This is a genomic window from Micromonospora sp. NPDC020750 (genome assembly GCF_044334565.1).
GTDB lineage: Bacteria > Actinomycetota > Actinomycetes > Mycobacteriales > Micromonosporaceae > Micromonospora.
On sequence record NZ_JBIRTH010000002.1, the window covers coordinates 811,821 to 832,775 of the forward strand.

Sequence of the window (20,955 nt, forward strand, 5' to 3'; positions counted from 1 at the left end):
CAATACCCGCAGTGTCGGTGCGGGGAAACTCCGCCGCCCGCGTGTCGCCCGCCGGCACGCCGCTCGCGTTCCGCATCCCCGTTGCCGAGGCCCCGCGTTGCGGGGAGGAACGTTCCGCCCTTCGGGGTGGACGGTGGGGCCTAGGGTGGTCGCGTGGGCGGGTTGCTGCTGACGGTGACGGGGATGTGGGCGTACGCGCTCACCCACCTGATCGTGCTCGCGGACCGCCCGGCCGAGCTGCTGGCCGGGGCGGCCGTGGCCGCCGCCGTGCTGCTCGCCGTGGTGCTCGCCGGGCGGCTCCCGATGGCGGCCGGCCCGCCGGCCAGGGCCGCCGGGCACGGCGTCGGCCTGCGGGAACGCGCCCGGCGTCGGGGCGTTCCCCGGCAGGTCGACCCGGACGCCGCCGGCCGTCCCCGACCCCGCGCGCCCGGACTGGCCCCCGCGGCCGGGTAGCTTCCCGGGCCGCGCCGGCTTCCGTCGGCGTCGGCCCCGGGGTGACGGACGGGCATACCCCGTCGGCGTCGCCCCCGCCATCAGGTCGCCTCCGCCGTCGTCCGTCCCGCCGCGCGCCCGTTTCCGGGCCGGTCGGGACATCCGGAACCGGACCGAGGGGTCACCCATGCTCGCCTTCGCACCGCTGCACGGCGCGGTCGGCACCGCCGCCACCGCCGTCACCTGGCTCGCCGACACGCTGCACCCGCTGACCGGCGGGGCCGCCACGGCCGTCGCCATAGTTCTGTTCACCGTCGCCGTCCGCCTGCTGGTCTCGCCGCTCACCCTGGCCCAGGTTCGCGGGGAGCGGCGCCGCGCGGTCCTCGCCCCGCAGGTCCGCGACCTGCAACGTCGGTACGCCGACGACCCGGCCCGGTTGCAGAGCGAGCTGTTGGGGCTCTACCGGTCGGCCGGGGCGAGCCCGGTCGCCGGCTGCCTGCCGGCCCTGCTCCAGGCCCCGTTCTTCCTGATCATGTACCGGTTGTTCAGCACGGACGAGGGCGGCACCGGCCTGCTCGACGAGCGGCTGGCCGGGGTGCCGCTGGGCTGGCACCTCTCCGACGGCCTGACCGGCGCGGCCGGCCTGCTGTTCGGGGCGTTGTTGGCGGCGCTGGTGGCGCTGGCCTGGTGGTCGTCGCGCCGGGCGCGACGCGCGGCGGCTGCCGGGGTCACCGTGGCCGGTACGCCGACCGAGGGGCCGGGGGCGGCCACCCTGGGCCGGCTGGTCCCGCTGCTGCCGTACCTGACCGTGCTGGTTGCGTTGGTGGTGCCGTTGGCGGCGGTGCTCTACCTGGTCACCACGACGGCGTGGACGGCGGCGGAGCAGGCGGTGTTACGCCGCCCCCGGGCGGCACCCGTCGAGGTTCGTTGACCGTCGATCGGACCTCGGCGGTCGACGGGGTCCGGTCGACGCCGCATCTCCCTCTGGACAGAAACAGTTAATAGTCCTAATAATAAGCGCCAACGTCGATCAGTATGAATGCCCGTCCGGGCGTGGAGGGTTGCATGAAGCGTTCCCGATCCCTTGTCATGGCCCTGGTGACGGCGCTGGCCGCGACCGTCGGGGCGGCCTGGGTGGCACTGCCGGCGTTCGCCGCCGGGGCCACCGCGAACTTCGTGAAGACCTCCGACTGGGGGTCCGGCTGGGAGGGCAAGTACACGATCACCAACGGCGGTGCCACCGCCATCTCCGCGTGGACCGTCACCTTCGACCTACCGGCCGGCACCACCGTCGGCAGCTACTGGGACGCCCTGCTGACCACCTCCGGCCAGCGGTACACCTTCACCAACCGCTCCTGGAACGGCGGCATCGCCCCCGGCGCGTCGACGTCGTTCGGCTTCCTCGCCACCGGCTCCGGCAGCCCGACCAACTGCCAGCTCAACGGCGCCCCCTGCGGCGGCGGCCCCACCCCGACCACCCCGCCGCCGACCACCCCGCCGCCGACCACCCCGCCCCCGACCACGCCGCCCCCGACGACCCCGCCCCCGACCACCGCCCCGCCCACCGGCAACCTGCCGAAGCACATTCTCACCGGCTACTGGCACAACTTCGACAACCCGGCGGTCGAGCTGCGGTTGCGCGACGTCCCGGCCGAGTACGACCTGGTCGCGGTCGCCTTCGCCGAGGCCACCAACACGCCCGGGGCGGTCACCTTCGCCGTCGATCCCGGCCTGTCCGCCTCCCTCGGCGGCTACACCGACGCCGACTTCACCGCCGACGTGCGGACGCTGCACTCGCGCGGCAAGAAGGTCATCCTCTCCGTCGGCGGCGAGACCGGACGGGTCGCGGTCAACAGCGCGGCCTCGGCCACCGCCTTCGCCGACACCACGTACGCCCTCATCCAGCGGTACGGCTTCGACGGCGTCGACATCGACCTGGAGAACGGGCTCAACCCGACGTACATGGCCCAGGCGCTACGCGCCCTGCGGGCCAAGGTCGGGACCGGCCTGATCATCGCGATGGCACCGCAGACCATCGACATGCAGAACCCGGCCGGCGGCTACTTCAAGCTCGCCCTGGACATCCGGGACATCCTCACCGTGGTCAACACCCAGTTCTACAACTCCGGGGCGATGCTCGGCTGCGACCAGAACGCCGCGTACGGCCAGGGCACGGTGAACTTCATCGTCGCGCTCGCCTGCATCCAGTTGGAGGCCGGGCTGCGCCCCGACCAGGTCGGGCTCGGCCTGCCCGCCGGCCCCGGCGCGGCCGGTGGCGGCGTCGTCGCCCCGAGCGTGGTCAACGCCGCCCTCGACTGCCTGGCCAAGGGCACCAACTGCGGCAGCTTCCGCCCGCCGCGCACCTACCCGGGCATCCGGGGCGCGATGACCTGGTCGGTCAACTGGGACGTCAGCAACGGCAACGGCTTCGCCCGCACCGTCAAGCCGCACCTGTCCACCCTGCCCTGACCCGCCCGCACCACCCCGCACCACAGCTCCCGCACCACCGCCGGCCCGCCCCGCGCGGGCCGGCGGTCCCGCCCACCCCCCTCGGGCGGAAACCCCCACCACCGGTCCCTGGAGGCCACGTGAAACTCCGGTCCCCCCGCGCGGCGACGTTCGCCGCCGCGCTCGCCGCCGCCGTCGTCGCGGCCACCCTCGTGGCCCCGCCGGCGGCGTCGGCGGCCACCGCCGCCTTCGTCCGCACCTCGAGCTGGAGCAGCGGGTACGAGGCGAAGTTCACCGTCACCAACAACACCTCGGCCAGCATCGGCTCCTGGGACGTCCAGTTCGACCTGCCCGCAGGCAGCTCGCTCGGCACCTTCTGGGACGCCACGATGACCACCGCCGGCCAGCACGTGACCGCCGTCAACAAGTCCTGGAACGGCGCCCTCGCCCCGGGCGCCAGCACGTCGTTCGGGTTCGTCGTCGCCGGCACCGGCGACCCGACCAACTGCACCGTCAACGGCGGCTCCTGCACCGGCGGCGGCAACCCCGGCGGCCCGGCCACCCCGGGCGGGCTGCGGGTCACCGGCACCACGGCCGCCTCGGTCTCGCTGGCCTGGAACGCCGTCTCCGGCACGGTCACCGGATACCGGGTGTACGAGGGCGGCACCGTGAAGGCCACCGTCACCGGCACCTCGACGACGGTGTCCGGGCTCGCCACCTGCTCCGCGCACAGCTACACCGTGGCGGCGTACAACTCCTCGGGCGAGTCGGCGAAGTCGCCGGCCGTCTCCGCCACCACCACCGGCTGCAGCGGCGGGAACGCCCCGATGGCCGCCGCGCCGTACCTCTACCCGGGCTGGGGCGACCCGCCCGCGCCCTCGACGGTGATGGGTGCGACCGGGATCAAGTGGTTCACCATCGCGTTCGTCCTCTCCGGTGGCGGCTGCACCCCGGCCTGGGACGGCAGCGGCCCGCTCACCGGCGGCGCGCACGCCAACACCATCGCCGCGATCCGGGCCGCCGGGGGCGACGTCATCCCGTCCTTCGGCGGGTGGAGTGGCAACAAGCTCGGCCCGAACTGTTCGTCGGCCAGCGCGCTGGCGGCGGCGTACCAGCAGGTGATCAACGCGTACGGGCTCAAGGCGATCGACATCGACATCGAGAACAGCGACGAGTTCGAGAACGAGGTGGTGCAGGACCGGATCCTCGGCGCGCTGAAGATCGTCAAGCAGAACAACCCCGGGATCAAGACGATCATCACCTTCGGCACCACGACCACCGGGCCGTCGTACTACGGCATTCGGCTGATCAACCAGGCCGCGGCGCTCGGGGCGAACATCGACACGTTCACGATCATGCCGTTCGACTTCGCCGGCGGCGCGAACATGTACCAGAGCACCGTCAACGCGGCCGAAGGACTGAAGAACGCGCTGAAGACCGCCTTCGGCTGGTCCGACGCCGCCGCGTACACGCACATGGGCATCTCCGGCATGAACGGCCTGTCCGACCAGCAGGAGCTGACCTCCCCGGCGACCTGGACGCAGATCCGCGACTGGGCGAAGGCCCGCAGCCTGTCCCGGTTCACCTTCTGGGCCGTCAACCGCGACCGGCCGTGCGCCGGCGGGGGAGTGGTGGCCCACTGCTCCGGCATCGCCCAGAACACCTGGGAGTTCACCAGCATCACCGCCCAGTACAACTGAGCAGCACCGCCGACGCAGCAGTACCGCCCCGGCACGGCCGGGCGGGCGTGCGGTCAGCGACCGGTGGTCATGGACTGCCGGTCGCGCCGCGCGCGGCGGCGGCGCACCTTCTTCACCACCCAGCTCAGGATCATCACGCCGAAGACGGCGAAGATCGCGTAGTTGAACCAGCTGCTGTACTGGTCCACTTCCTCCCAGCGCGACCCGAGCGCGAAGCCGGCGCCGACGATCAGCGCGTTCCACAGCCCGCTGCCCAGCGTGGTCAGCAGGACGAACTCGACCAGCGGCATCCGGTTCGCCCCGGCGGGGATGGAGACCAGGCTGCGCACCACCGGCACCACCCGGCCGATCAGCACGGCCCACCGGCCGTGCCGCTCGAACCACCGGTCGGCCTTCTCCAGGTCGTCCCGGTCGACCAGTGGGATGTGGTCCAGCCACCGCTTGAGCCGGTCCTCGCCGACGGCCGCGCCGAGCCAGTAGAGCACCAGCGCGCCGACCACCGAGCCGACCGTCGCGGCGACCACGATGAGGACGAGGTTGAACCGGCCCTCGGCCGCGAGGTAGCCCGCCATGGCCAGCACGATCTCGCTCGGGATCGGCGGGATGATGCTCTCCAGGGCGACCAGCGCGGCCACCCCGACCGCGCCGAGCGAGTCGATCACGCTGGCCACCCACCCGGTCAGCCCGGTGAACTGCGACGGATCGACGTTCTGGGCGAGGGCCATGGTTGTCCTTCCGCGGGCCGCCGGGGGGATCGGAAGGTGATACCCAGTTCGGAGGCGATCACACCTGCCGGTGACCGGGCCCGCCGACCCGCCGACCCGCCGACCGGGCCACCGACGCGGACCAGCCTCGCCGTGGGCGGCGTCCGCGTTCGTCGGGAGCCGGAATCCGTTCGCGTTTGCCGGGAGCCGGAATCGGAGAAGGTACGTCGGCATGGGTGACAGGTGGTATTCCGAGGCGGTCGTCTACTGCCTCGACATCGACACGTACGCGGACTCCGACGGTGACGGGGTCGGCGACATCCGTGGCCTCATCGGCCGGCTCGACTACCTGGCCCGGCTGGGGGTGACCTGCCTGTGGCTGCACCCGATCCACCCGTCGCCGAACAAGGACGACGGCTACGACGTCACCGACTTCTACAACGTGGACCCCCGCTTCGGCACCCTCGGCGACTTTGCCGAGCTGCTGCACCAGGCGCAGAACCGGGGCATCCGGGTGATCATCGACCTGGTGGTCAACCACACCTCGGACGAGCACCCGTGGTTCCAGTCCGCCCGGTCCTCGCCCGACTCGCCGTACCGGGACTGGTTCGTCTGGTCCGACCACGAGCCGGACGACCGGCACCAGGGCATGGTCTTCCCGGGCGAGCAGAAGGAGACGTGGAGCTACGACCGGACCGCCAAGGCCTGGTACTATCACCGGTTCTACAAGTACCAACCCGACCTGAACTTCAACAACCCCGAGGTCCGCGCCGAGGTCAAGAAGATCGTCTCGTTCTGGCTCCAGCTCGGCGTCTCCGGGTTCCGGATGGACGCGGTGCCGTTCATCATCGAGCTGACCGAGCCGGGGAACCCGAACTCGCCGAAGGACTTCGAGTACCTCACCGAGCTGCGCCAGCACGTCCAGTGGCGGCGCGGCGACGCCGTCCTGCTCGCCGAGGCCAACGTGGAGCCCGACCAGCTCCCCACCTTCTTCGGCGACGGCAGCGGCTCCGGCAACCGCATCCACATGCTCTTCGACTTCATGCTCAACGGCCGGCTCGTGCTCGCCCTGGCCCGCCAGGACCCGGAGCCGGTGATCGAGGCGCTGCGGGACACCCCGATCCTGCCCACCGGCGGGCAGTGGGCCACCTTCCTGCGCAACCACGACGAGATCGACCTGTCCCGGCTCACCACCGAGCAGCGCAACCAGGTGTACGCCGAGTTCGGGCCCGACGAGGACATGCGGATCTACGACCGGGGCATCCGCCGCAGGCTCGCCCCGATGCTCGGCAACGACCGGCGGCGCGTCGAGCTGGCGTACGCGCTCCAGTTCTCGCTGCGTGGCACGCCGGTGCTGCGCTACGGCGAGGAGATCGGGATGGGCGAGGACCTCTCGCTGCCCGGCCGGGAGGCGATCCGTACCCCGATGCAGTGGTCGTACAAGCCGAACGCCGGCTTCTCCACGGCCGAGCCGGAGAAGCTGGTCCGCCCGGTGATCGACAAGGGTGACTTCTCGTACGAGAAGGTCAACGTCACCGCCCAGCGCGGCGACCACAAGTCGCTGCTGTCCTGGTTCGAGCGGATGATCCGGACGCTGCGCGAGGCGCCGGAGATCGGCTCCGGCTCGACCACCCACATCGACGTGCCGACGCCGCACGGGGTGCTCGCCCACCGCGCCGACGGCCCGACCGGGACGATGGTCTTCCTGCACAACCTCGGCACCGACGACGTCGAGGTCGACCTCGGCACGCTCGCCGCCGAGGCGGACCTGCCGACAGATGTCCTCGCCGACCGCAACTACGGCGAGGTGGGCAAGCTCGACTCGCTCAAGCTCGCCGGGTACGGCTACCGCTGGATCCGCCTCTGTCGTGGGGCCGCCTACTGACCCCGGGGTTGGGCTAGGCTCCGATGGTCGCCGTAAGTTACCGGGAGGTAGGCATGTCCGAGGAGCAACGGGTCGCGATCGTCACCGGGGCCGCGCGGGGGATCGGGGCGGCCACCGCCCGCCGGCTGGCCGCCGACGGCCTGGCCGTCGCCGTGGTCGACATCGAGGAGTCGGCCACCAAGGACACCGTGGACACGATCGTCGCGGCCGGCGGACGGGCCCTCGGCGTCGGCGCGGACGTCTCCGTCCGGGACCAGGTCGAGGCGGCCGTCGAGCGGGTCGCCACCGAGTTGGGCGCGCCGACCGTGCTGGTCAACAACGCCGGGGTGCTCCGGGACAACCTGCTGTTCAAGATGACCGACGCCGACTGGGACACCGTCCTGGGCGTGCACCTGCGCGGCGCGTTCCTGTTCAGCCAGGCCGCCCAGAAGCACATGGTCGAGCGGAGGTGGGGCCGGATCGTCAACCTGTCCAGCACCTCGGCGCTGGGCAACCGGGGCCAGGCCAACTACGCGGCCGCGAAGGCGGGCATGCAGGGCTTCACCAAGACCCTCGCCATCGAGCTGGGCCCGTTCGGGATCACCGTCAACGCGGTCGCCCCCGGGTTCATCGTCACCGACATGACCGCCGCGACCGCCGCCCGGATGAAGGTGGACTTCGAGGCGCTCCAGAAGCACACCGAGTCGGAGATCCCGGTACGCCGGGTGGGCCGCCCGGAGGACGTGGCCCACACCATCTCGTTCCTGGCCAGCGAGGGCGCATCCTTCGTCTCCGGCCAGGTCATCTACGTCGCGGGCGGCCCGAAGTCCTGACCCCACCACCACCCCACGAAATGGCCGCTCTTTCACGGAAAGAGTGGCCATTTCGCGTCCCATGCCCACTCTTTCCGTGAAAGTGCGCGGGGGTGGGTGGGGTGGGTGGGGGGTCAGTGGGGGCGGGTGCGCCAGAGCCAGAGCAGGCCGAGCACCGGGAGTACCAGCGGGATGTAGCCGTAGCCGCTGCCGAACCCCGACCAGACCGTCTCGTCGGGGAACAGCGCGGGGTCGGCCAGGCTGAGCACGCCGACGCCGAGCACCCCGACCAGCTCCACCGAGCAGCAGGCCAGCGCCACCCGCCGGCCGGCGTGGCCGGCGCGGGCCAGCCCCACCGCGGCCACGATGTAGATCAGCGCGGCCAGCGCCGAGAGCAGGTACGCCACCGGCGCCTCGTCGAGCTTCGTGGCGATCTGCAGCCCCGCCCGGGAGGTCGCGGCGATGGCGAACAGCAGGTACACGGCGATCAGCAACCGGCCCGGCCCGGAGTTGGTGGCCAGCCGGGGTGTCTCCGTCTCAACCACCGAGCGCCTCCCAGGTCTGTTGGAGCCGGACCGCCACGACCGGGGTCACCAGGCAGATCGCGCAGATGATCGCCGACCCCCACCGGGTCGGCTCCATCCGGGCCAGCACCCAGGCCAGCGGCGGCAGGAAGATCAGCGTCACCAGGTAGCCGAAGAACGCGCCGGGCTCGCCCGGCCGCTCGCCTCCGCCGAGCGCGACCAGCGCCGCCACCGTCAGCGCGAGCAGGCCCAGTTCCAGCACAGCCAGGCCGGCGAACTGCACCCGGTCCGGCGACCGGTTGCGCATCGCCGCCACCAGCGCCCACACCGCGAGTACGAGGGACAGCACGATCGTCGCCGTCGCGAGGATCCCGTCCACCGGCGAGCCGGCCGCGGCCATGCTGGTCATCGACGGCACCGGAGTCGGAGTCTCGGTCACCGGGACAGCCTACTAACCGGCGTAGTACTCACCCCGGTCCGGTCCGTCGCCACGCCCGCCGTCGGTCTGGCCGGGTCCGGTCCGGTGGTCTGGCCGGGTCCGGTCCGGTGGTCTGGCCGGGTCCGGTCCGGTGGGTCCGACCGTCCCGGTCCGTGGGCCTGACCTGGTCCGGCCCGGCCCCGCCGGCTGCGTCGGATCGGCCGGGCGACTAGCGTGGATCACGGCCACGGGACCGCCGTGGCCGGCGACGACACCGGGAGTACACGTGCTGCGGTTCGGCTTGTTCGGCACCGGCCACTGGGCCGCGGAGACGCATGCGGCGGCGATCGGCGCGCACCCCCGCGCCGAGTTGGCCGGGGTCTGGGGCCGCAACCCCGACAAGGCGGCGGAGCTGGCGCGGCGGCACGGGGTGCCCGTCTTCACCGAGGTCGACGCGCTGATCGACGCCTGCGACGCGGTCGCCGTGGCGCTGCCCCCGGACGTGCAGGCCGACATCGCCGTCCGAGCCGCCACGGCCGGCCGGCACCTGCTGCTGGACAAGCCACTGGCGCTCACCCTCGCCGACGCCGACCGGGTGGTCGCCGCGGCCGGGCAGGCCGGCGTCGCCTCCGTGGTGTTCTTCACCCAGCGGTTCCACCCGAACGTGACCGGCTTCCTCGCCTCGACCGCGGCGGCCGGCGGCTGGCAGCACGCCCGGGCGACGATGTTCACGTCCATCTTCCAGCCCGGCAACCCGTACGGCGTGTCGCAGTGGCGGCGGGACCGGGGCGCGCTGTGGGACATCGGCCCGCACGCCCTGTCGATCATCCTGCCGGTGCTCGGCCGGGTGACCCGGGTCACGGCCATCGACGGCCCGAGCGGCCTGGTCCACCTGCTGCTCACCCACGACGGCGGGGCGACCAGCACGGTGTCGCTCACCCTCGACGCGCCGCCCGAGGCCGCCACCCGCGACTTCGTCTTCTTCGGGGAGAACGGCGTGCTGGAGGTCCCGCCCGGGGACGGCAACGCCCTGACCGCGCTCTCCACCGCGATCGACCAGCTCGCCGAGGAGATCGACTCCGGTGCCCGGGACCACCGTTGCGACGTCCGGTTCGGCCGGGAGGTGGTGGCCGTCCTCGACGCCGCCGAGACCGCCCGTGCCGAGGGCCGCACCGTCGCCCTCCCGGGCTGAGACGCGGGCTCCCGCCCCCGCCCGTGGACGTCGCGCCGGCGTCAGTACGCCGGCCCGTTGCGGGTGGCCCGACCGCGAGTCCGAGTAGCGCAGCCGGTGTCACGGCACCCTGTCAGGCGAGGGTGCCCAGCGCCTCGCTCAGCTCGGTGGGAGAGGCGAACCCCTCAGCCGGCAGTGCGTGGAGCATCTGCAACACCTCCGTGCTGGCGCCGTTCTCCTGCCCCCAGCGGACCAGGTCCTCCCGGGAGACCGGGTAGTCGAGCCCGGCCAGGTACTCCTGCAACTCCGTCCCGCTGACCGTCATACCAGCTCACTACCCGCCGCACCGCCGGACATGCCCGGGTGGTCCGCGTCGTTCGCGGGGGGCGGGAGCCCGGCGGCGGTCGGTTTGCCCCGAACGGGGTCGGGTAGCCGCGGACATGCTGGTACAGCGGCTCGGCGCGCCGAGCGACTTCGATCCGTTGCTGGAGCGGATCCGGGACGCCCGGATCGTGATGATCGGCGAGGCGACGCACGGCACCCACGACTACTACCGGCTACGCGAGCAGCTCACCCGGCGGCTCATCGCCGAGCGGGGCTTCTCCTTCGTCGCCGTGGAGGGGGACTGGCCCGACTGCGAGCGGGTGCACCGGTCGGTCACGGCCGCCCCGAACGGCCTCGCCGACCCGCAGGTCGCCCTGGAACGTTTCGAGCGCTGGCCGACGTGGATGTGGGCCAACGCCGAGGTGGCCCGGTTCTGCCGCTGGCTGCGGGCGTGGAACCTGGAGCAGCCGGTGCAACGGCGGGCCGGCTTCCACGGCCTGGACGTCTACAGCCTCTGGGAGTCCATGCAGGCGATCTTCGACTACCTGGGCGAGGAGGACCCGACCTCGTTGGAGGCCGCGCAGGAGGCGTACCGGTGCTTCGAGCCGTACGGGCGGCGGGTCGAGGAGTACGGCGCGGCGAGCCGGTTCGTCTCGGCCCGCTGCGAGGAGGAGGTGATCAAGCTGCTGGCGCGTACCCGGGAACGGGCCGCCTCGGACGGCCCGGACCGCTTCTCGGCCTGGCAGAACGCGGAGGTGGTGGCCGGCGCGGAACGCTACTACCGGGCGATGGTGGCGGGCGGCCCGGAGTCGTGGAACGTGCGGGACATCCACATGGCGGACACCCTGGACCGGCTGCTGGACTTCCACGGCCCGGACGCCCGGGGTGTCGTCTGGGCGCACAACACCCACGTCGGCGACGCCCGGGCCACCGGCATGGCCGCCGACGGGCTGGTCAACATCGGCCAGTTGGCCCGGGAGCGGCACGGGGCGGACGACGTGGTGCTGGTCGGCTTCGGCAGCTACCGGGGGACGGCGGTGGCGGCTCCCCGGTGGGGGTCGCCCGCCGAGGCGATGGTGGTGCCGCCGGCCCGGCCCGGTTCGGTCGAGCGGCGGCTGCACGAGCTGATGCCGGAGCGCGCGGTGCTGGTCTTCGGCGGCCCGGACCAGCCCGGTTGGGTCACCGAGGAGCACGACCACCGGGCGATCGGCGTCGTCTACGACCCGACCTTCGAGTCTTGGGGCAACTACGTGCCGACCCGGCTGGGCGAGCGCTACGACGCCTTCGTCTGGTGCGACGACACCACCGCGCTGCACCCGCTGCCCGCGCTCACCGCGTTCGGGGAGATGGAGACGTACCCTGCCGGGGTCTGAGCCGGACGGGCCCCGCCCCGCCGGGTCAGCGGCGGTGCGGGGCCCCGGGGCCGGACCGGTCAGGCGTCGGCCGGCTTCTTCTCGGCGAGGTGGGCGCGCAGCCCTTCGCCCTCGATGTCCACGTTGGGCAGCAGCCGGTCGAGCCAGCGGGGGATCCACCAGGCCGCCTTGCCGAGCAGCGACATCACCGCCGGGACGATGGTCATCCGGACCACGAAGGCGTCGATGGCCACGCCGATGGCCAGCGCGAAGCCCATCGACTTGATGATCGGGTCGTCGAGGAAGACGAAGCCGCCGAACACCGCCATCATGATCAGCGCGGCGGCCGTGACGACCCGGGCGCCGTGCCCCATGCCGTTGACGGTGGCCTGCTGCGCGGTGTCGCCGTGCACGAAGTCCTCCCGCATCCGGGAGACCAGGAAGACCTCGTAGTCCATGGCCAGCCCGAACAGGATGCCGATGAGCAGGATCGGCAGGAAGCTGACCAGCGGGCTCGGGGTGTCCAGGCCGACCAGGTCGGCCAGGTGCCCCTGCTGGAAGATCGCGACGGTGATGCCGAACGTCGCGGCGACCGTGAGCAGGAAGCCCAGGGCGGCCTTGACCGGCACCAGGATCGACCGGAACACCAGCATCAGCAGCAGGATCGACAGGCCGACGACGAGCACCAGGTAGACCGGCAGCGCGTCGGAGAGCTTCTCCGACACGTCGATGCCGATCGCGGTCACGCCGGTCAGCAGCACATCCGCGCCGCTGACGCCGGAGACCTGCCGGCGGATGTCGTGCACCAGGTTCTCGGTGGCCTTGTCGGTCGGGCCGCTCTTGGGGATGACCCCGAGCAGCGCGGTCCGCCCGGTCGGGTCGGTCTGCGGCGGGGCCACCGCGAGCACCCCGTCCGTCTGCTGGACGAGCTGGGCGACCTGCGGTGCGGCGGCGGCCGTCGCCTCCCGCGAGTCGGAGGTGACGACGAGCGCGAGGCGGCCGGTGAAGCCGGGCCCGAAGCCCTCCCGGATCAGGTCGCTGTTCACCCGGGCCGGCGAGCCGGTCGCAGCCGTGCTGGCGTCCGGCAGGGCCAGCCGCATGTCGGGGGCGGGCAGCGCGAGCAGGCCCAGGCCGAGCAGGGCGACCAGGATCACCGGTACGCGCAGCCGGGTGACGAGGCGTGCCCAGCGGAAGCCGAAGCCGGACCGGTCCTCGGCCGCGGCAGCCGCCTCGGGGGTGCTGGCCGGCCCGGCCCCGGCGGCCGCCTCGGCCTTGCGCAGCTTGCGGGGGAGCACCCGGGTGCCGGCGAAGCCGAGCAGGGCCGGGGCGAGGGTGATCGCGACCAGCACGGCGATGGTCACCGTGCCGGCGGCGGCCAGGCCCATCACGGTCAGGAACGGGATCTGCACCACCGCGAGGCCGGCCAGCGCGATGACCACCGTGGCACCGGCGAAGACCACCGCCGAGCCCGCGGTGCCGACCGCCCGGCCGACGGCCTCCTCGGCGGACAGCCCTTCCAGCAGGTTCTGCCGATATCGGGAGGTGATGAACAGCGAGTAGTCGATGCCGACCGCCAGGCCGAGCATCAGGGCCAGGATCGGTGCGGTGCTGGTCAGCTCGATGGCGCCGCTGAGCGCGAACAGGCCGGCCATGCCGACGCCGACGCCGATCAGCGCGTTGAGCATGGTCATCCCGGCCGCGACCAGCGAGCCGAACGTGATGACCAGGACGACCGCCGCCACCAGGACGCCCAGCGCCTCGGTCGAGCCGATCTCCGGCTCGGCGTTCAGCACCTCGCCGCCCGGGGCGACCTGCCAGCCCTGCGCCTCGGCCTGCGCGCCCACCTTCTCGTACGCGTCGCGCTGGTCGTCGGTGACGTCGTCCGCGCGGCCGGCGAACTGCACCTGGATCAGCGCGTACCGGCCGTCCGGGGAGATCGCCTGGGCCTGGTACGGGTCGACCGCGCCGACCACTCCGGGCAGGGTGGCCGCCTCCTGGGTCACCTGCTTGACCAGGGCCTGCCCCTCGGGCGTGGCGAGCTGGCCGTCCGCCGGAGCCTTCAGGGCGATGGTGCCGGTGGCCCCGCTGGCCTCCGGGAACCGCTCGCTGAGCAGGTCGATCGCCTGCTGCGACTCGGTGCCGGGCATGGTGAAGTTGCTCGCCGTCGGGCCGCGCAGCGTCGCCGCGGCGAGGCCGAGGCCGACGAGCACGACGAGCCAGACGACGGCGACGAGCCGTCGGCGGCGCAGCGAGGCCCGGCCGAGCCGGTACAACAGGGTCGCCATCAGATTCTTGTCCTCGATCGTTGGTGAACTGGACGGTGGTGGAGTCAGTCGGGAGGGGCCAGTGCCCGCCGGACCAGGCCGAGCAGGGCGTCGCGCAGCTCGTCGTCGGCGACGTCGCCGAACTCGCCGCACGTCTCGGCGATCCCGGCGAGGACGACCAGCGCCGCGATCCGGGCCGCCGGGCGCGTCGAGTGGCCGGCGAGCGCCGCGATCAGCCGCTCGGAGAATTGGTGCACGTACGCGAACTCCGGCTGCTGGAGCAGCTCGGGGAACTCCCCGCGGAGCAGCGCGATCTGCCGCCGGAAGCGCACCGCGAGGTTCACGAAGCCCTCGCCGGCGACCCGCTGGGCATCCGGGCCGGTCAGCCCGGCGAACCGGTCGTCCAGCTCGTGCAGCGCCGTGATCGCCGGGGCCATCAGCTCGCTGAGCAGGGCCTCCTTGTTGGCGAAGTGGTAGAGCACGGTGGCCTTGGAGACGCCCACCTCGCGGGCGATGTCCTGCAACGAGGTGCCCTTGTATCCGGTCACGGCGAACCTCCGCGCCGCTGCGGCGAGAATCTCGGCGTGCGTCTCCGGTACCACCCGAGCCATGTCGGCCACCTCCCGCCCACCAGCATGCCTGACCGATCGGTCAGGGGCCTGACCGATCGGTCAGAGAAGTCGGGTGGCGTTCGCCACAGCCCGCCGTTCCGGGGTTCCCTGTACCCGTTCGTCACCAGCCGACACCGATGCCGGATCGGATCCGGGTCGGCGCGGGCGACGAGACACGGCTCTTTCGGAGAACAGCCGTCGCCCCGATAGCTGCCATGATGCGGTGATGACCGAAAACTCATCGACTCTCGCCGAGCGGGCGGACGCGTTGCGTGCCCTGCACAAGCCCGGCGACCCGCTGGTCCTGCCCAACGCCTGGGACGCCGGGTCCGCCCGGGCCGTCGCCGCGGCCGGCTTCCCCGTCGTCGCCACCAGCAGCGCCGCGGTCGCCGAGTCCCTCGGGTACGCCGACGGCGAGGCCACCCCGGTCGACGAGATGTTCGCCGCCGTCGCCCGGATCGCCCGCGCCGTGCCGGTCCCGGTCACCGCCGACCTGGAGCGGGGGTACGGTCTGAGCCCGGCCGAGCTGGTCGAGCGGATGCTCGCCGCAGGCGTGGTCGGCTGCAACCTGGAGGACTCCGACCCGCGCACCGGGGCGCTGTACGACGCCGAGGAGCAGGCCGACCTGCTCGCCGCCGTCCGGGCCGCAGCCGACGCGGCCGGGGTGCCGCTGGTGCTCAACGCCCGGATCGACCTGTACCTGCGTGAGGCCGGCGATCCGGCCGGGCGTACCGCCGAGGCGGTCCACCGGGCCCGGCGCTACCGGGCCGCCGGGGCGGACTGCGTCTACCCGATCTTCCTGACCGACCCGGAGCAGATCGCGGAGTTCGTGGCCGGCGCGGACGCCCCGGTGAACCTGGTCTTCAGGCCCGACGCCCCGAGCCTGGCGGAGTTGGCCCGGCTCGGGGCGGCCCGGGTCAGCTACGGCGCCGGCCCGTACGCGGCGGTCAAGGCGCGGACCGCCGCGCTGCTCGACGCGGTCCGGGCCGGCAAGAACCCGTACGCCCCGCCTTCGGCGTAGGGGCGCCTTGTCGACGCCCGCGTCCCGGTTTTGCCGCCCGCCCCGCCGGCCCCCGTTGACCGGCGGGGCGGACCGGCGTGGCGCGGCCGGGTGCCGAGCACGGGTGGGTCGCGGCCGGCCGTGTGGCGCGCCGGCCGCCTGACGCTCGTGTCGGACGGGGCGGCGCGCCACCGGGTGGTCAGCCCACGGCGATGCCGTGCAGCAGGCCGTCCTGGTCGCCGACGAGGAGCATGTCACCGATGACGACCGGCGGGCTGTAGCAGTACGCGGTGGTGGTGAGCTGGAGCCGGGTCCGGACCGCCCCGGTGGTGAGGTCGAGGCCGACCAGCAGGCCGGTGGTGGTCGGGGTCCACGCGACGTTGCCGTGGATCGCCGCGCCGGTGTTGACCGGCCGGGCGCCGAGGCCGGTGGTCCACCGGGCCTGGCCGGTGACCGGGTCCACCCGGGAGGCGGTGCGACCGCCGTCGTCGAACATGAGCACGTCGCCGTTGTCGAGCAGCAGTTTGGGTGCGTAGATGTAGGAGCCGGCCATCGACCAGCGGGGCTCGCCGGTGGCGGGGTCGAGCGCGAACGCGTTGGTCACGGTGGACACCAGGAGCAGGCCGTTGGAAAGTACCTCCAGGGTGTCCGCCCACGGGCCGTAGATGAGGCGGCTGTAGGCGGTGGCGCGGGTGGTGGTGGAGAACGACCACAGGGCGGCGCCGGTTCGGGCGTCGTGGGCGTAGACGTTTCCGTCCCCGGCACCGGCGTACACCCGGGCACCGTCGCTGGCCGCGCGCCCGGCGAACATGCCCTGTCCCGCCACGTTCCACACCGTCTCGCCCGAACGCGCGTCGAGGGCCTGCCGGGTCTGGCCGGCGGAGAGGACGACCAGGGTGCGGCCGTCGACCGTGGTCACCAGCGGGCTGCCGAGCACCGGGGCACCGGCGTCGTGGGCGAACCGGCGGCGGCCGGTGGCCGGGTCGAGGGCGTAGAGGCGGTGGTCGTCGGAGGGGACGTAGACGGTCCTGCCGTCGGGGGCGAACGCCGGCCGGCCGTGCACCGGGCCGATCCGGGTCTGCCAGCGTCGCTGCAGCCCGCGGCGGGTGGGTCGGGCGCCGATGACGGTCCCGCCGGTGGTCGCGGCGACCAGCAGTTCGTCCCGGGCGGCCAGGCCGGCCTGCACCGGTGCGCCGAGCTGCTCGCTCCAACGCAGTCGCCGGCCGGCGTCGGGGAGAGCGAAGGCGCGGGTCTGCTCGTGCCAGGCGCCGTCGGGGTCGGTGACCCGTACGGTCATCCGGTGCTCGCCGGGCGGCAGCGCGGTGATGTCCAGGCCGCCGGTGTAGCGGCGGCCGGCGGAGTCGGGGGAGAGATTCCGCCAGGGTCCGGCGTCCTTGAGCCCGTAGGTGTGCTGCGGGTAGAGTTTGGCCTGGACGTTGGCGGCCCGAACGTGCGGGGAGAGCCGTACCGACACGGCCAGCGCGGCGCCGGCCGGGTCGAGCGAGACAGCCTGGGGCCGCTGCTCCGCGGCGATCCGCGGGCCGGCGAGCGGAATGTCCAGCACCGGCCGGGACTCGGCACTGCCGTCGGCGGCCCGCCGCACGGCCGCCACCTTCAGCACCGGGCCGTCGGCCCCGACCGCGCGCTGCACCCAGTAGTAGATGGGCGCGCCACGGGTGTCGTCGACCGCCAGCTGGGTCACCCCGTTGAACCGCTGTACCTGCTCCTCGTGCACGTGCCCGGCGAACATGGCCCGCACGTTGTAGCGGTCGAGCAGCTTCAGCAGCCGCTCCTGGTCGGAGACGTAGTAGTTGTCGCCGCCGAACGGGAAGTGGCACAGCAGCACGATCGGCACCCCGGGCGCGACCTTGTCCAGGTCGCGGGTCAGCCACTCGATGCCGGACCCGCCGAACCCGCCCGGCTCCTGGAGCAGGTGGCTCGGGTCCAGCGCCACGAAGTGCAGGCCGTCGAAGTCGAACGAGTACCGCTTCGGCCCGAACAGCGATCCGTACCGCTCGCCGGCAGTGCTGTCCCACCGCCAGTCGTGGTTGCCCGGGACGTGCCGGATCCGGGGCCGCAGCGCCGCCGGGATGGTGCCCAGATAGGTGTCGTACTCGGCCACCGAGCCATGTTCGACGAGGTCTCCGACGTGGCAGACGATCGGCGCGTTCGCCGCGGCGATCTGCTGGTACACCCAGCGCACCCCCTCGGTCCGCTCAGGAAGATCCACGTCGATCTGCGTGTCGCCCAGCAGGGCGAACCCCGACGACCACTGCCCGCCCGGCCCGCCGTGCACGGGCGAGCCGGCCGCCGCGGGCGACCCGCCGACCACCGCGCCGGTGGCCGCCGCGGTGACCGCGCCGACGCCCAGGCCGAGCAACCGGCGTCGGTCCATCGAGAGACGGGCATGGTCCTGAGCTGGCAACGATGGCATGGTCTGTTCCTTCCGGCGGGCTCGCTTGGAATGCCGCGGAGTTTGGCACGGCCCCAACCGCCTGACCAACGGTTCTCCAGCAGATTCCCGGCGATTTCGCAGGAAATCGTCAACCTGGCTGGACGGGTGGTTGATTCCTTGCAATCGCTACCAGGGCGTCGTCGCCACTGGTGAGGACAGCGTCGCCGGCCGCGCGCGGCTGCCTCGCGTTGTGATGGCGGAGGAGTGGGCCGGGAGGGTCACGCAAGAGCAGGTCAACGCTCGTGTCCTCGATCGGGTGCCGACCGCTCGGCGCGAAGCAGCCGCGCCACGTGCTGTGCGGGTTCCCTGGGGACGTCGAGCCTGGCGGAACAGGCCGATCACGTGGAGGCCTCTTCGAAGACTGGATTCTGTCGTAAGGACCTGTCTAACGATGGCTCCACGCCTACACCCCAGCCCTGGCCGTTATGAGCGTTATCTGAGTGTCATCCCGATCGGCGCTGCAATCCTTGTTGAGATCACCTCACTGCCGCACCAGTGGATCGAGCCCGGCGTCTGCGTCCTCGTTTGAGTGATGATCGTTTCGTGCCGGCGTACTGAACGCGCACGCAAGCGTTTGATCGTGCCCGATTGCGCAGGATTGAGGACGACAACATCCGACCAGCTATTGCAACCCCTCGCTCCCGCTTGGATACTTGCGGAAGACATTTACCTCTACGAATGGATGAATGCATGATTCACTCCCACCGCGGCAGCCGCGTCTTCGCAGCAGGGTTTGGGGCGGTTATTCTCGCCGTGAGCCTGCTGGTGTGGCCAACCGCCGGAGCGACGGCGCAACCGGACATTGCCGATCCGAACGGCAGGACAACTATCCAGGCTAGCTACCATCAGCTGCAGAACCCAGACACCAATATGTGCCTGACGCTCTATAACGGTAACGCGTACGATGGCGCCCCGTTGGTCGTCATGCCATGCGACCCTGCAGTCGAAAATAACTTGTGGACAATTGCCGGTGAAAGTAGCACTCTTGTGAGCCAAGCCGACAACACCAGATGCGTCGACGTCTACGGCGGTACAGCCGCCGACGGAGTTTCCGTCGTCAACTGGGGGTGCCATGGCTTGCAGAATCAACAATGGACCCTTAACAACGACGGAAGGCTCTTGAGCAACTTGGCAGGTGGCCCCTGGTGTCTCACTATCTACGGGGAAAACCCGTCGGCCGGAGCGATCGTCATCCTGAAAACGTGCCCGGGAGCAGCTTCGTCGCCTTCGCCAGCGCCTTCGCCTTCGCCGTCTGCGTCTCCGGCGATAGATCTTGCTTTGTGGAAATACGTCTAGTAGATGGTGTGAGTGCTGCCGCTAAAGTGGCCATCCGGCGATAACCCCGCCATCGAGTTTCGTAATCGGCTCGGTGTGGTCGCTGGAGAGGATCGAGGGATAGATCCCGACCCCCTTGTTGTTTGAAGGATTCTGTGGACCACGCCAGCCTCGACGACAGTGCCTCCGGCCGATGAACCGGGGGCACTGTCGATGTGGGGCGGCCCTCGGCGCGTCGTCTTGTTGGCCCGTACAAAGGTGGACCAAGGCGGTGGTGGCGAAGGTGAGGTGGGGCCGGTCCTGTCCTTGCTTCGTGGCGAACCTGCTGGTGTGGCCGGTGCCGGAGCGGGTTTTGCGAGCCGGCGGCGGCGACTGTCCGGTTGCCGGCGACCGCGACGCACTCGCCGCTGTTGCCCCCGCTGCGGGTGCTTGTGCGCCAGTGGGCGCCGGTCCCGCCGATCCAGGCAGCCGAACGGGTCGGGTAGTCGCGACTGACCCGCGCCGGAACTTCGGCACCACTTCGGCACAGACACCCGCCAGGGGCCGTTGACGGCCGGACACACGATGAAGGCCGCTGACCAGGGTTGCCCTGGTCGGCGGCCTTTTGTGCTGGTCGGATATTTTCTGGCAAGTGTGCCCCCGGCAGGATTCGAACCTGCGCCACCGCCTCCGGAGGGCGGTGCTCTATCCCCTGAGCTACGGGGGCTCAGCGACTGGAGAAGACTAGCAAATGGCCCCGCCGATCGCCGAATCGGTACCCGGTGAGCGACTTCGTGTCGACGGAGGCGGCGCCGGTCCTGACGGGGGCTGCGTTGGCACCGCACCGCCGGGGCCGCCTGCGGCTTCAGGCCGCGACCGCGCGTCCGCAGCTCGGCAGCGGGCGCAGCGCGATCCGCCGGGGCAGCCGGCGCGGCCACTCGTTCCTCGGCCAGGAGCCGTCGACGATGAGGTGCACGGGCCGCTCCTCGGCCCCGCTGAGCCGCAGCACGAAGTCCCGGGGCAGCGGCGGGTCGACCGACGGGGTGGTCACCATGAACCGGACCCGGCCCCGGGACGAGACGGCGGAGACCACGTCGGCCGCCGGCATCGTCCCGCGCAGCCGTACCCGGCCGAGCCAGTAGACCTCGGCCAGGTGCTCCTGGGCGGCCCGGGTGATCGCCGGGTACTCCAGGCGCACCCAGCGCTCGACCGCGCTGACGCAGAGGCCGCAGGCGCGCTCGCGCGGCTCGCGCGGCCCCAACCCCCAGGCCCGCAGGTACGCCCCGACGGCGCCGACGTCCATCGCCGGGTCGAAGCGGCGCTGGATGAGCGTGGTGAGGCTCTGCCGCGTCCACAGCTCCTCGTCCAGGCCGAACTCGTCGGGGTGGACGCCCCGCAGGACGTCGATCAGTTCCAGCTCCTGTTCGCGGCTGAGCGTTCCCGGCTCGCCCTGCCGCTGTCCGCGACGGACGGCTGCCACCGTTCCGTCACCGCCGATGGTGTGGCGCCGGCACCAGCTGGTGACCGAGCGCCCTGCGTCTCTGAGTGCAACCCCCACGTCCTGCGCAACGAGCCCGAATCGCAACTGGTCACGATATGTGGGTAGAAAAGTCCATCAAGCG

General features: G+C 72.1%; 18 protein-coding genes and 1 tRNA gene. 10 read left to right on the forward strand and 9 right to left on the reverse strand.

The genetic code is table 11. From position 1 onward, the window contains the following. The first annotated feature begins 153 nt into the window (after positions 1 to 153). From ACH4T9_RS09010 to ACH4T9_RS09025, 4 genes are all read left to right on the forward strand, one after another. Positions 154 to 453 carry a DUF6412 domain-containing protein gene (locus ACH4T9_RS09010; protein ID WP_396670107.1) on the forward strand — a complete coding sequence of 100 codons (300 nt, stop codon included), beginning with the start codon at positions 154 to 156 and terminating at the stop codon, positions 451 to 453. A gap of 166 nt (positions 454 to 619) precedes the next feature. Next, complete coding sequence (locus ACH4T9_RS09015) at positions 620 to 1,363, forward strand: YidC/Oxa1 family membrane protein insertase (protein WP_396670106.1); 744 nt, start codon at positions 620 to 622, stop codon at positions 1,361 to 1,363. A 134-nt stretch (positions 1,364 to 1,497) separates the two neighbouring features. Beyond that, complete coding sequence (locus ACH4T9_RS09020) at positions 1,498 to 2,901, forward strand: chitinase (protein ID WP_396670105.1); 1,404 nt, start codon at positions 1,498 to 1,500, stop codon at positions 2,899 to 2,901. A gap of 119 nt (positions 2,902 to 3,020) precedes the next feature. Next, positions 3,021 to 4,580 carry a cellulose binding domain-containing protein gene (locus tag ACH4T9_RS09025; RefSeq protein WP_396670104.1) on the forward strand — a complete coding sequence of 520 codons (1,560 nt, stop codon included), beginning with the start codon at positions 3,021 to 3,023 and terminating at the stop codon, positions 4,578 to 4,580. A gap of 53 nt (positions 4,581 to 4,633) precedes the next feature. On the opposite strand, the gene ACH4T9_RS09030 is transcribed toward ACH4T9_RS09025, so the two are convergent. Continuing rightward, positions 4,634 to 5,305, reverse strand: a complete 672-nt coding sequence (locus ACH4T9_RS09030) for a DedA family protein (RefSeq protein ID WP_396670103.1) — start codon at positions 5,303 to 5,305, stop codon at positions 4,634 to 4,636. Positions 5,306 to 5,516: 211 nt separating this feature from the next. Between ACH4T9_RS09030 and ACH4T9_RS09035 the strand changes: the two genes are divergently transcribed. Both ACH4T9_RS09035 and fabG read left to right on the forward strand, forming a co-directional pair. Next, on the forward strand, positions 5,517 to 7,169 hold the full coding sequence (locus tag ACH4T9_RS09035; protein WP_396670102.1) for an alpha-amylase family protein: 1,653 nt from the start codon (positions 5,517 to 5,519) through the stop codon (positions 7,167 to 7,169). 53 nt (positions 7,170 to 7,222) lie between these two features. Next, on the forward strand, positions 7,223 to 7,981 hold the full coding sequence (gene fabG / locus ACH4T9_RS09040; protein WP_396670101.1) for a 3-oxoacyl-ACP reductase FabG: 759 nt from the start codon (positions 7,223 to 7,225) through the stop codon (positions 7,979 to 7,981). 113 nt (positions 7,982 to 8,094) lie between these two features. Here the strand turns inward: fabG and ACH4T9_RS09045 are convergent, their stop codons facing one another. Further along, positions 8,095 to 8,505, reverse strand: coding sequence for a hypothetical protein (locus tag ACH4T9_RS09045; protein WP_396670100.1), 411 nt, complete (start codon positions 8,503 to 8,505; stop codon positions 8,095 to 8,097). Further along, complete coding sequence (locus tag ACH4T9_RS09050) at positions 8,498 to 8,893, reverse strand: hypothetical protein (protein WP_396670728.1); 396 nt, start codon at positions 8,891 to 8,893, stop codon at positions 8,498 to 8,500. Before ACH4T9_RS09050 ends, ACH4T9_RS09045 begins: the two co-directional genes overlap by 8 nt. Positions 8,894 to 9,191: 298 nt before the next feature. Between ACH4T9_RS09050 and ACH4T9_RS09055 the strand changes: the two genes are divergently transcribed. Continuing rightward, on the forward strand, positions 9,192 to 10,094 hold the full coding sequence (locus tag ACH4T9_RS09055; protein WP_396670727.1) for a Gfo/Idh/MocA family protein: 903 nt from the start codon (positions 9,192 to 9,194) through the stop codon (positions 10,092 to 10,094). 112 nt (positions 10,095 to 10,206) lie between these two features. On the opposite strand, the gene ACH4T9_RS09060 is transcribed toward ACH4T9_RS09055, so the two are convergent. Further along, positions 10,207 to 10,398 carry a DUF2795 domain-containing protein gene (locus ACH4T9_RS09060; RefSeq protein WP_396670099.1) on the reverse strand — a complete coding sequence of 64 codons (192 nt, stop codon included), beginning with the start codon at positions 10,396 to 10,398 and terminating at the stop codon, positions 10,207 to 10,209. Positions 10,399 to 10,513: 115 nt separating this feature from the next. On the opposite strand from ACH4T9_RS09060, the gene ACH4T9_RS09065 reads away from it, so the two are divergent. After that, complete coding sequence (locus ACH4T9_RS09065; protein ID WP_396670098.1) at positions 10,514 to 11,770, forward strand: erythromycin esterase family protein; 1,257 nt, start codon at positions 10,514 to 10,516, stop codon at positions 11,768 to 11,770. A 59-nt stretch (positions 11,771 to 11,829) separates the two neighbouring features. Here the strand turns inward: ACH4T9_RS09065 and ACH4T9_RS09070 are convergent, their stop codons facing one another. Next, positions 11,830 to 14,034, reverse strand: a complete 2,205-nt coding sequence (locus ACH4T9_RS09070; protein ID WP_396670097.1) for an MMPL family transporter — start codon at positions 14,032 to 14,034, stop codon at positions 11,830 to 11,832. A gap of 44 nt (positions 14,035 to 14,078) precedes the next feature. Then, positions 14,079 to 14,624 carry a TetR/AcrR family transcriptional regulator gene (locus ACH4T9_RS09075; protein WP_396670096.1) on the reverse strand — a complete coding sequence of 182 codons (546 nt, stop codon included), beginning with the start codon at positions 14,622 to 14,624 and terminating at the stop codon, positions 14,079 to 14,081. Positions 14,625 to 14,850: 226 nt separating this feature from the next. On the opposite strand from ACH4T9_RS09075, the gene ACH4T9_RS09080 reads away from it, so the two are divergent. After that, positions 14,851 to 15,645, forward strand: coding sequence for an isocitrate lyase/phosphoenolpyruvate mutase family protein (locus ACH4T9_RS09080; RefSeq protein WP_396670095.1), 795 nt, complete (start codon positions 14,851 to 14,853; stop codon positions 15,643 to 15,645). A gap of 178 nt (positions 15,646 to 15,823) precedes the next feature. Here the strand turns inward: ACH4T9_RS09080 and ACH4T9_RS09085 are convergent, their stop codons facing one another. Further along, positions 15,824 to 18,019, reverse strand: a complete 2,196-nt coding sequence (locus ACH4T9_RS09085) for a PQQ-binding-like beta-propeller repeat protein (protein WP_396686818.1) — start codon at positions 18,017 to 18,019, stop codon at positions 15,824 to 15,826. A 750-nt stretch (positions 18,020 to 18,769) separates the two neighbouring features. Between ACH4T9_RS09085 and ACH4T9_RS09090 the strand changes: the two genes are divergently transcribed. Next, on the forward strand, positions 18,770 to 19,375 hold the full coding sequence (locus tag ACH4T9_RS09090) for an RICIN domain-containing protein (protein ID WP_396686819.1): 606 nt from the start codon (positions 18,770 to 18,772) through the stop codon (positions 19,373 to 19,375). Between the two features lie 613 nt (positions 19,376 to 19,988). Here the strand turns inward: ACH4T9_RS09090 and ACH4T9_RS09095 are convergent. Both ACH4T9_RS09095 and ACH4T9_RS09100 read right to left on the reverse strand, forming a co-directional pair. After that, positions 19,989 to 20,060, reverse strand: a tRNA-Arg gene (locus tag ACH4T9_RS09095). Positions 20,061 to 20,198: 138 nt separating this feature from the next. Further along, a complete protein-coding gene (locus ACH4T9_RS09100) occupies positions 20,199 to 20,891 on the reverse strand; it encodes a winged helix-turn-helix domain-containing protein (RefSeq protein WP_350884639.1) in 693 nt (230 codons plus the stop codon). Positions 20,892 to 20,955 lie beyond the last annotated feature (64 nt).

Coding starts and splice junctions, on each gene's coding strand:
- ACH4T9_RS09085 (WP_396686818.1), bottom strand. CDS start 18,019: ATGGACCGACGCCGGTTGCTCGGCCTGGGCGTCGGCGCGGTCACCGCG.
- ACH4T9_RS09050 (WP_396670728.1), bottom strand. CDS start 8,893: ATGACCAGCATGGCCGCGGCCGGCTCGCCGGTGGACGGGATCCTCGCG.
- ACH4T9_RS09090 (WP_396686819.1), top strand. CDS start 18,770: ATGATTCACTCCCACCGCGGCAGCCGCGTCTTCGCAGCAGGGTTTGGG.
- ACH4T9_RS09020 (WP_396670105.1), top strand. CDS start 1,498: ATGAAGCGTTCCCGATCCCTTGTCATGGCCCTGGTGACGGCGCTGGCC.
- fabG (WP_396670101.1), top strand. CDS start 7,223: ATGTCCGAGGAGCAACGGGTCGCGATCGTCACCGGGGCCGCGCGGGGG.
- ACH4T9_RS09030 (WP_396670103.1), bottom strand. CDS start 5,305: ATGGCCCTCGCCCAGAACGTCGATCCGTCGCAGTTCACCGGGCTGACC.
- ACH4T9_RS09075 (WP_396670096.1), bottom strand. CDS start 14,624: ATGGCTCGGGTGGTACCGGAGACGCACGCCGAGATTCTCGCCGCAGCG.
- ACH4T9_RS09015 (WP_396670106.1), top strand. CDS start 620: ATGCTCGCCTTCGCACCGCTGCACGGCGCGGTCGGCACCGCCGCCACC.
- ACH4T9_RS09070 (WP_396670097.1), bottom strand. CDS start 14,034: ATGGCGACCCTGTTGTACCGGCTCGGCCGGGCCTCGCTGCGCCGCCGA.
- ACH4T9_RS09065 (WP_396670098.1), top strand. CDS start 10,514: ATGCTGGTACAGCGGCTCGGCGCGCCGAGCGACTTCGATCCGTTGCTG.
- ACH4T9_RS09035 (WP_396670102.1), top strand. CDS start 5,517: ATGGGTGACAGGTGGTATTCCGAGGCGGTCGTCTACTGCCTCGACATC.
- ACH4T9_RS09080 (WP_396670095.1), top strand. CDS start 14,851: ATGACCGAAAACTCATCGACTCTCGCCGAGCGGGCGGACGCGTTGCGT.
- ACH4T9_RS09060 (WP_396670099.1), bottom strand. CDS start 10,398: ATGACGGTCAGCGGGACGGAGTTGCAGGAGTACCTGGCCGGGCTCGAC.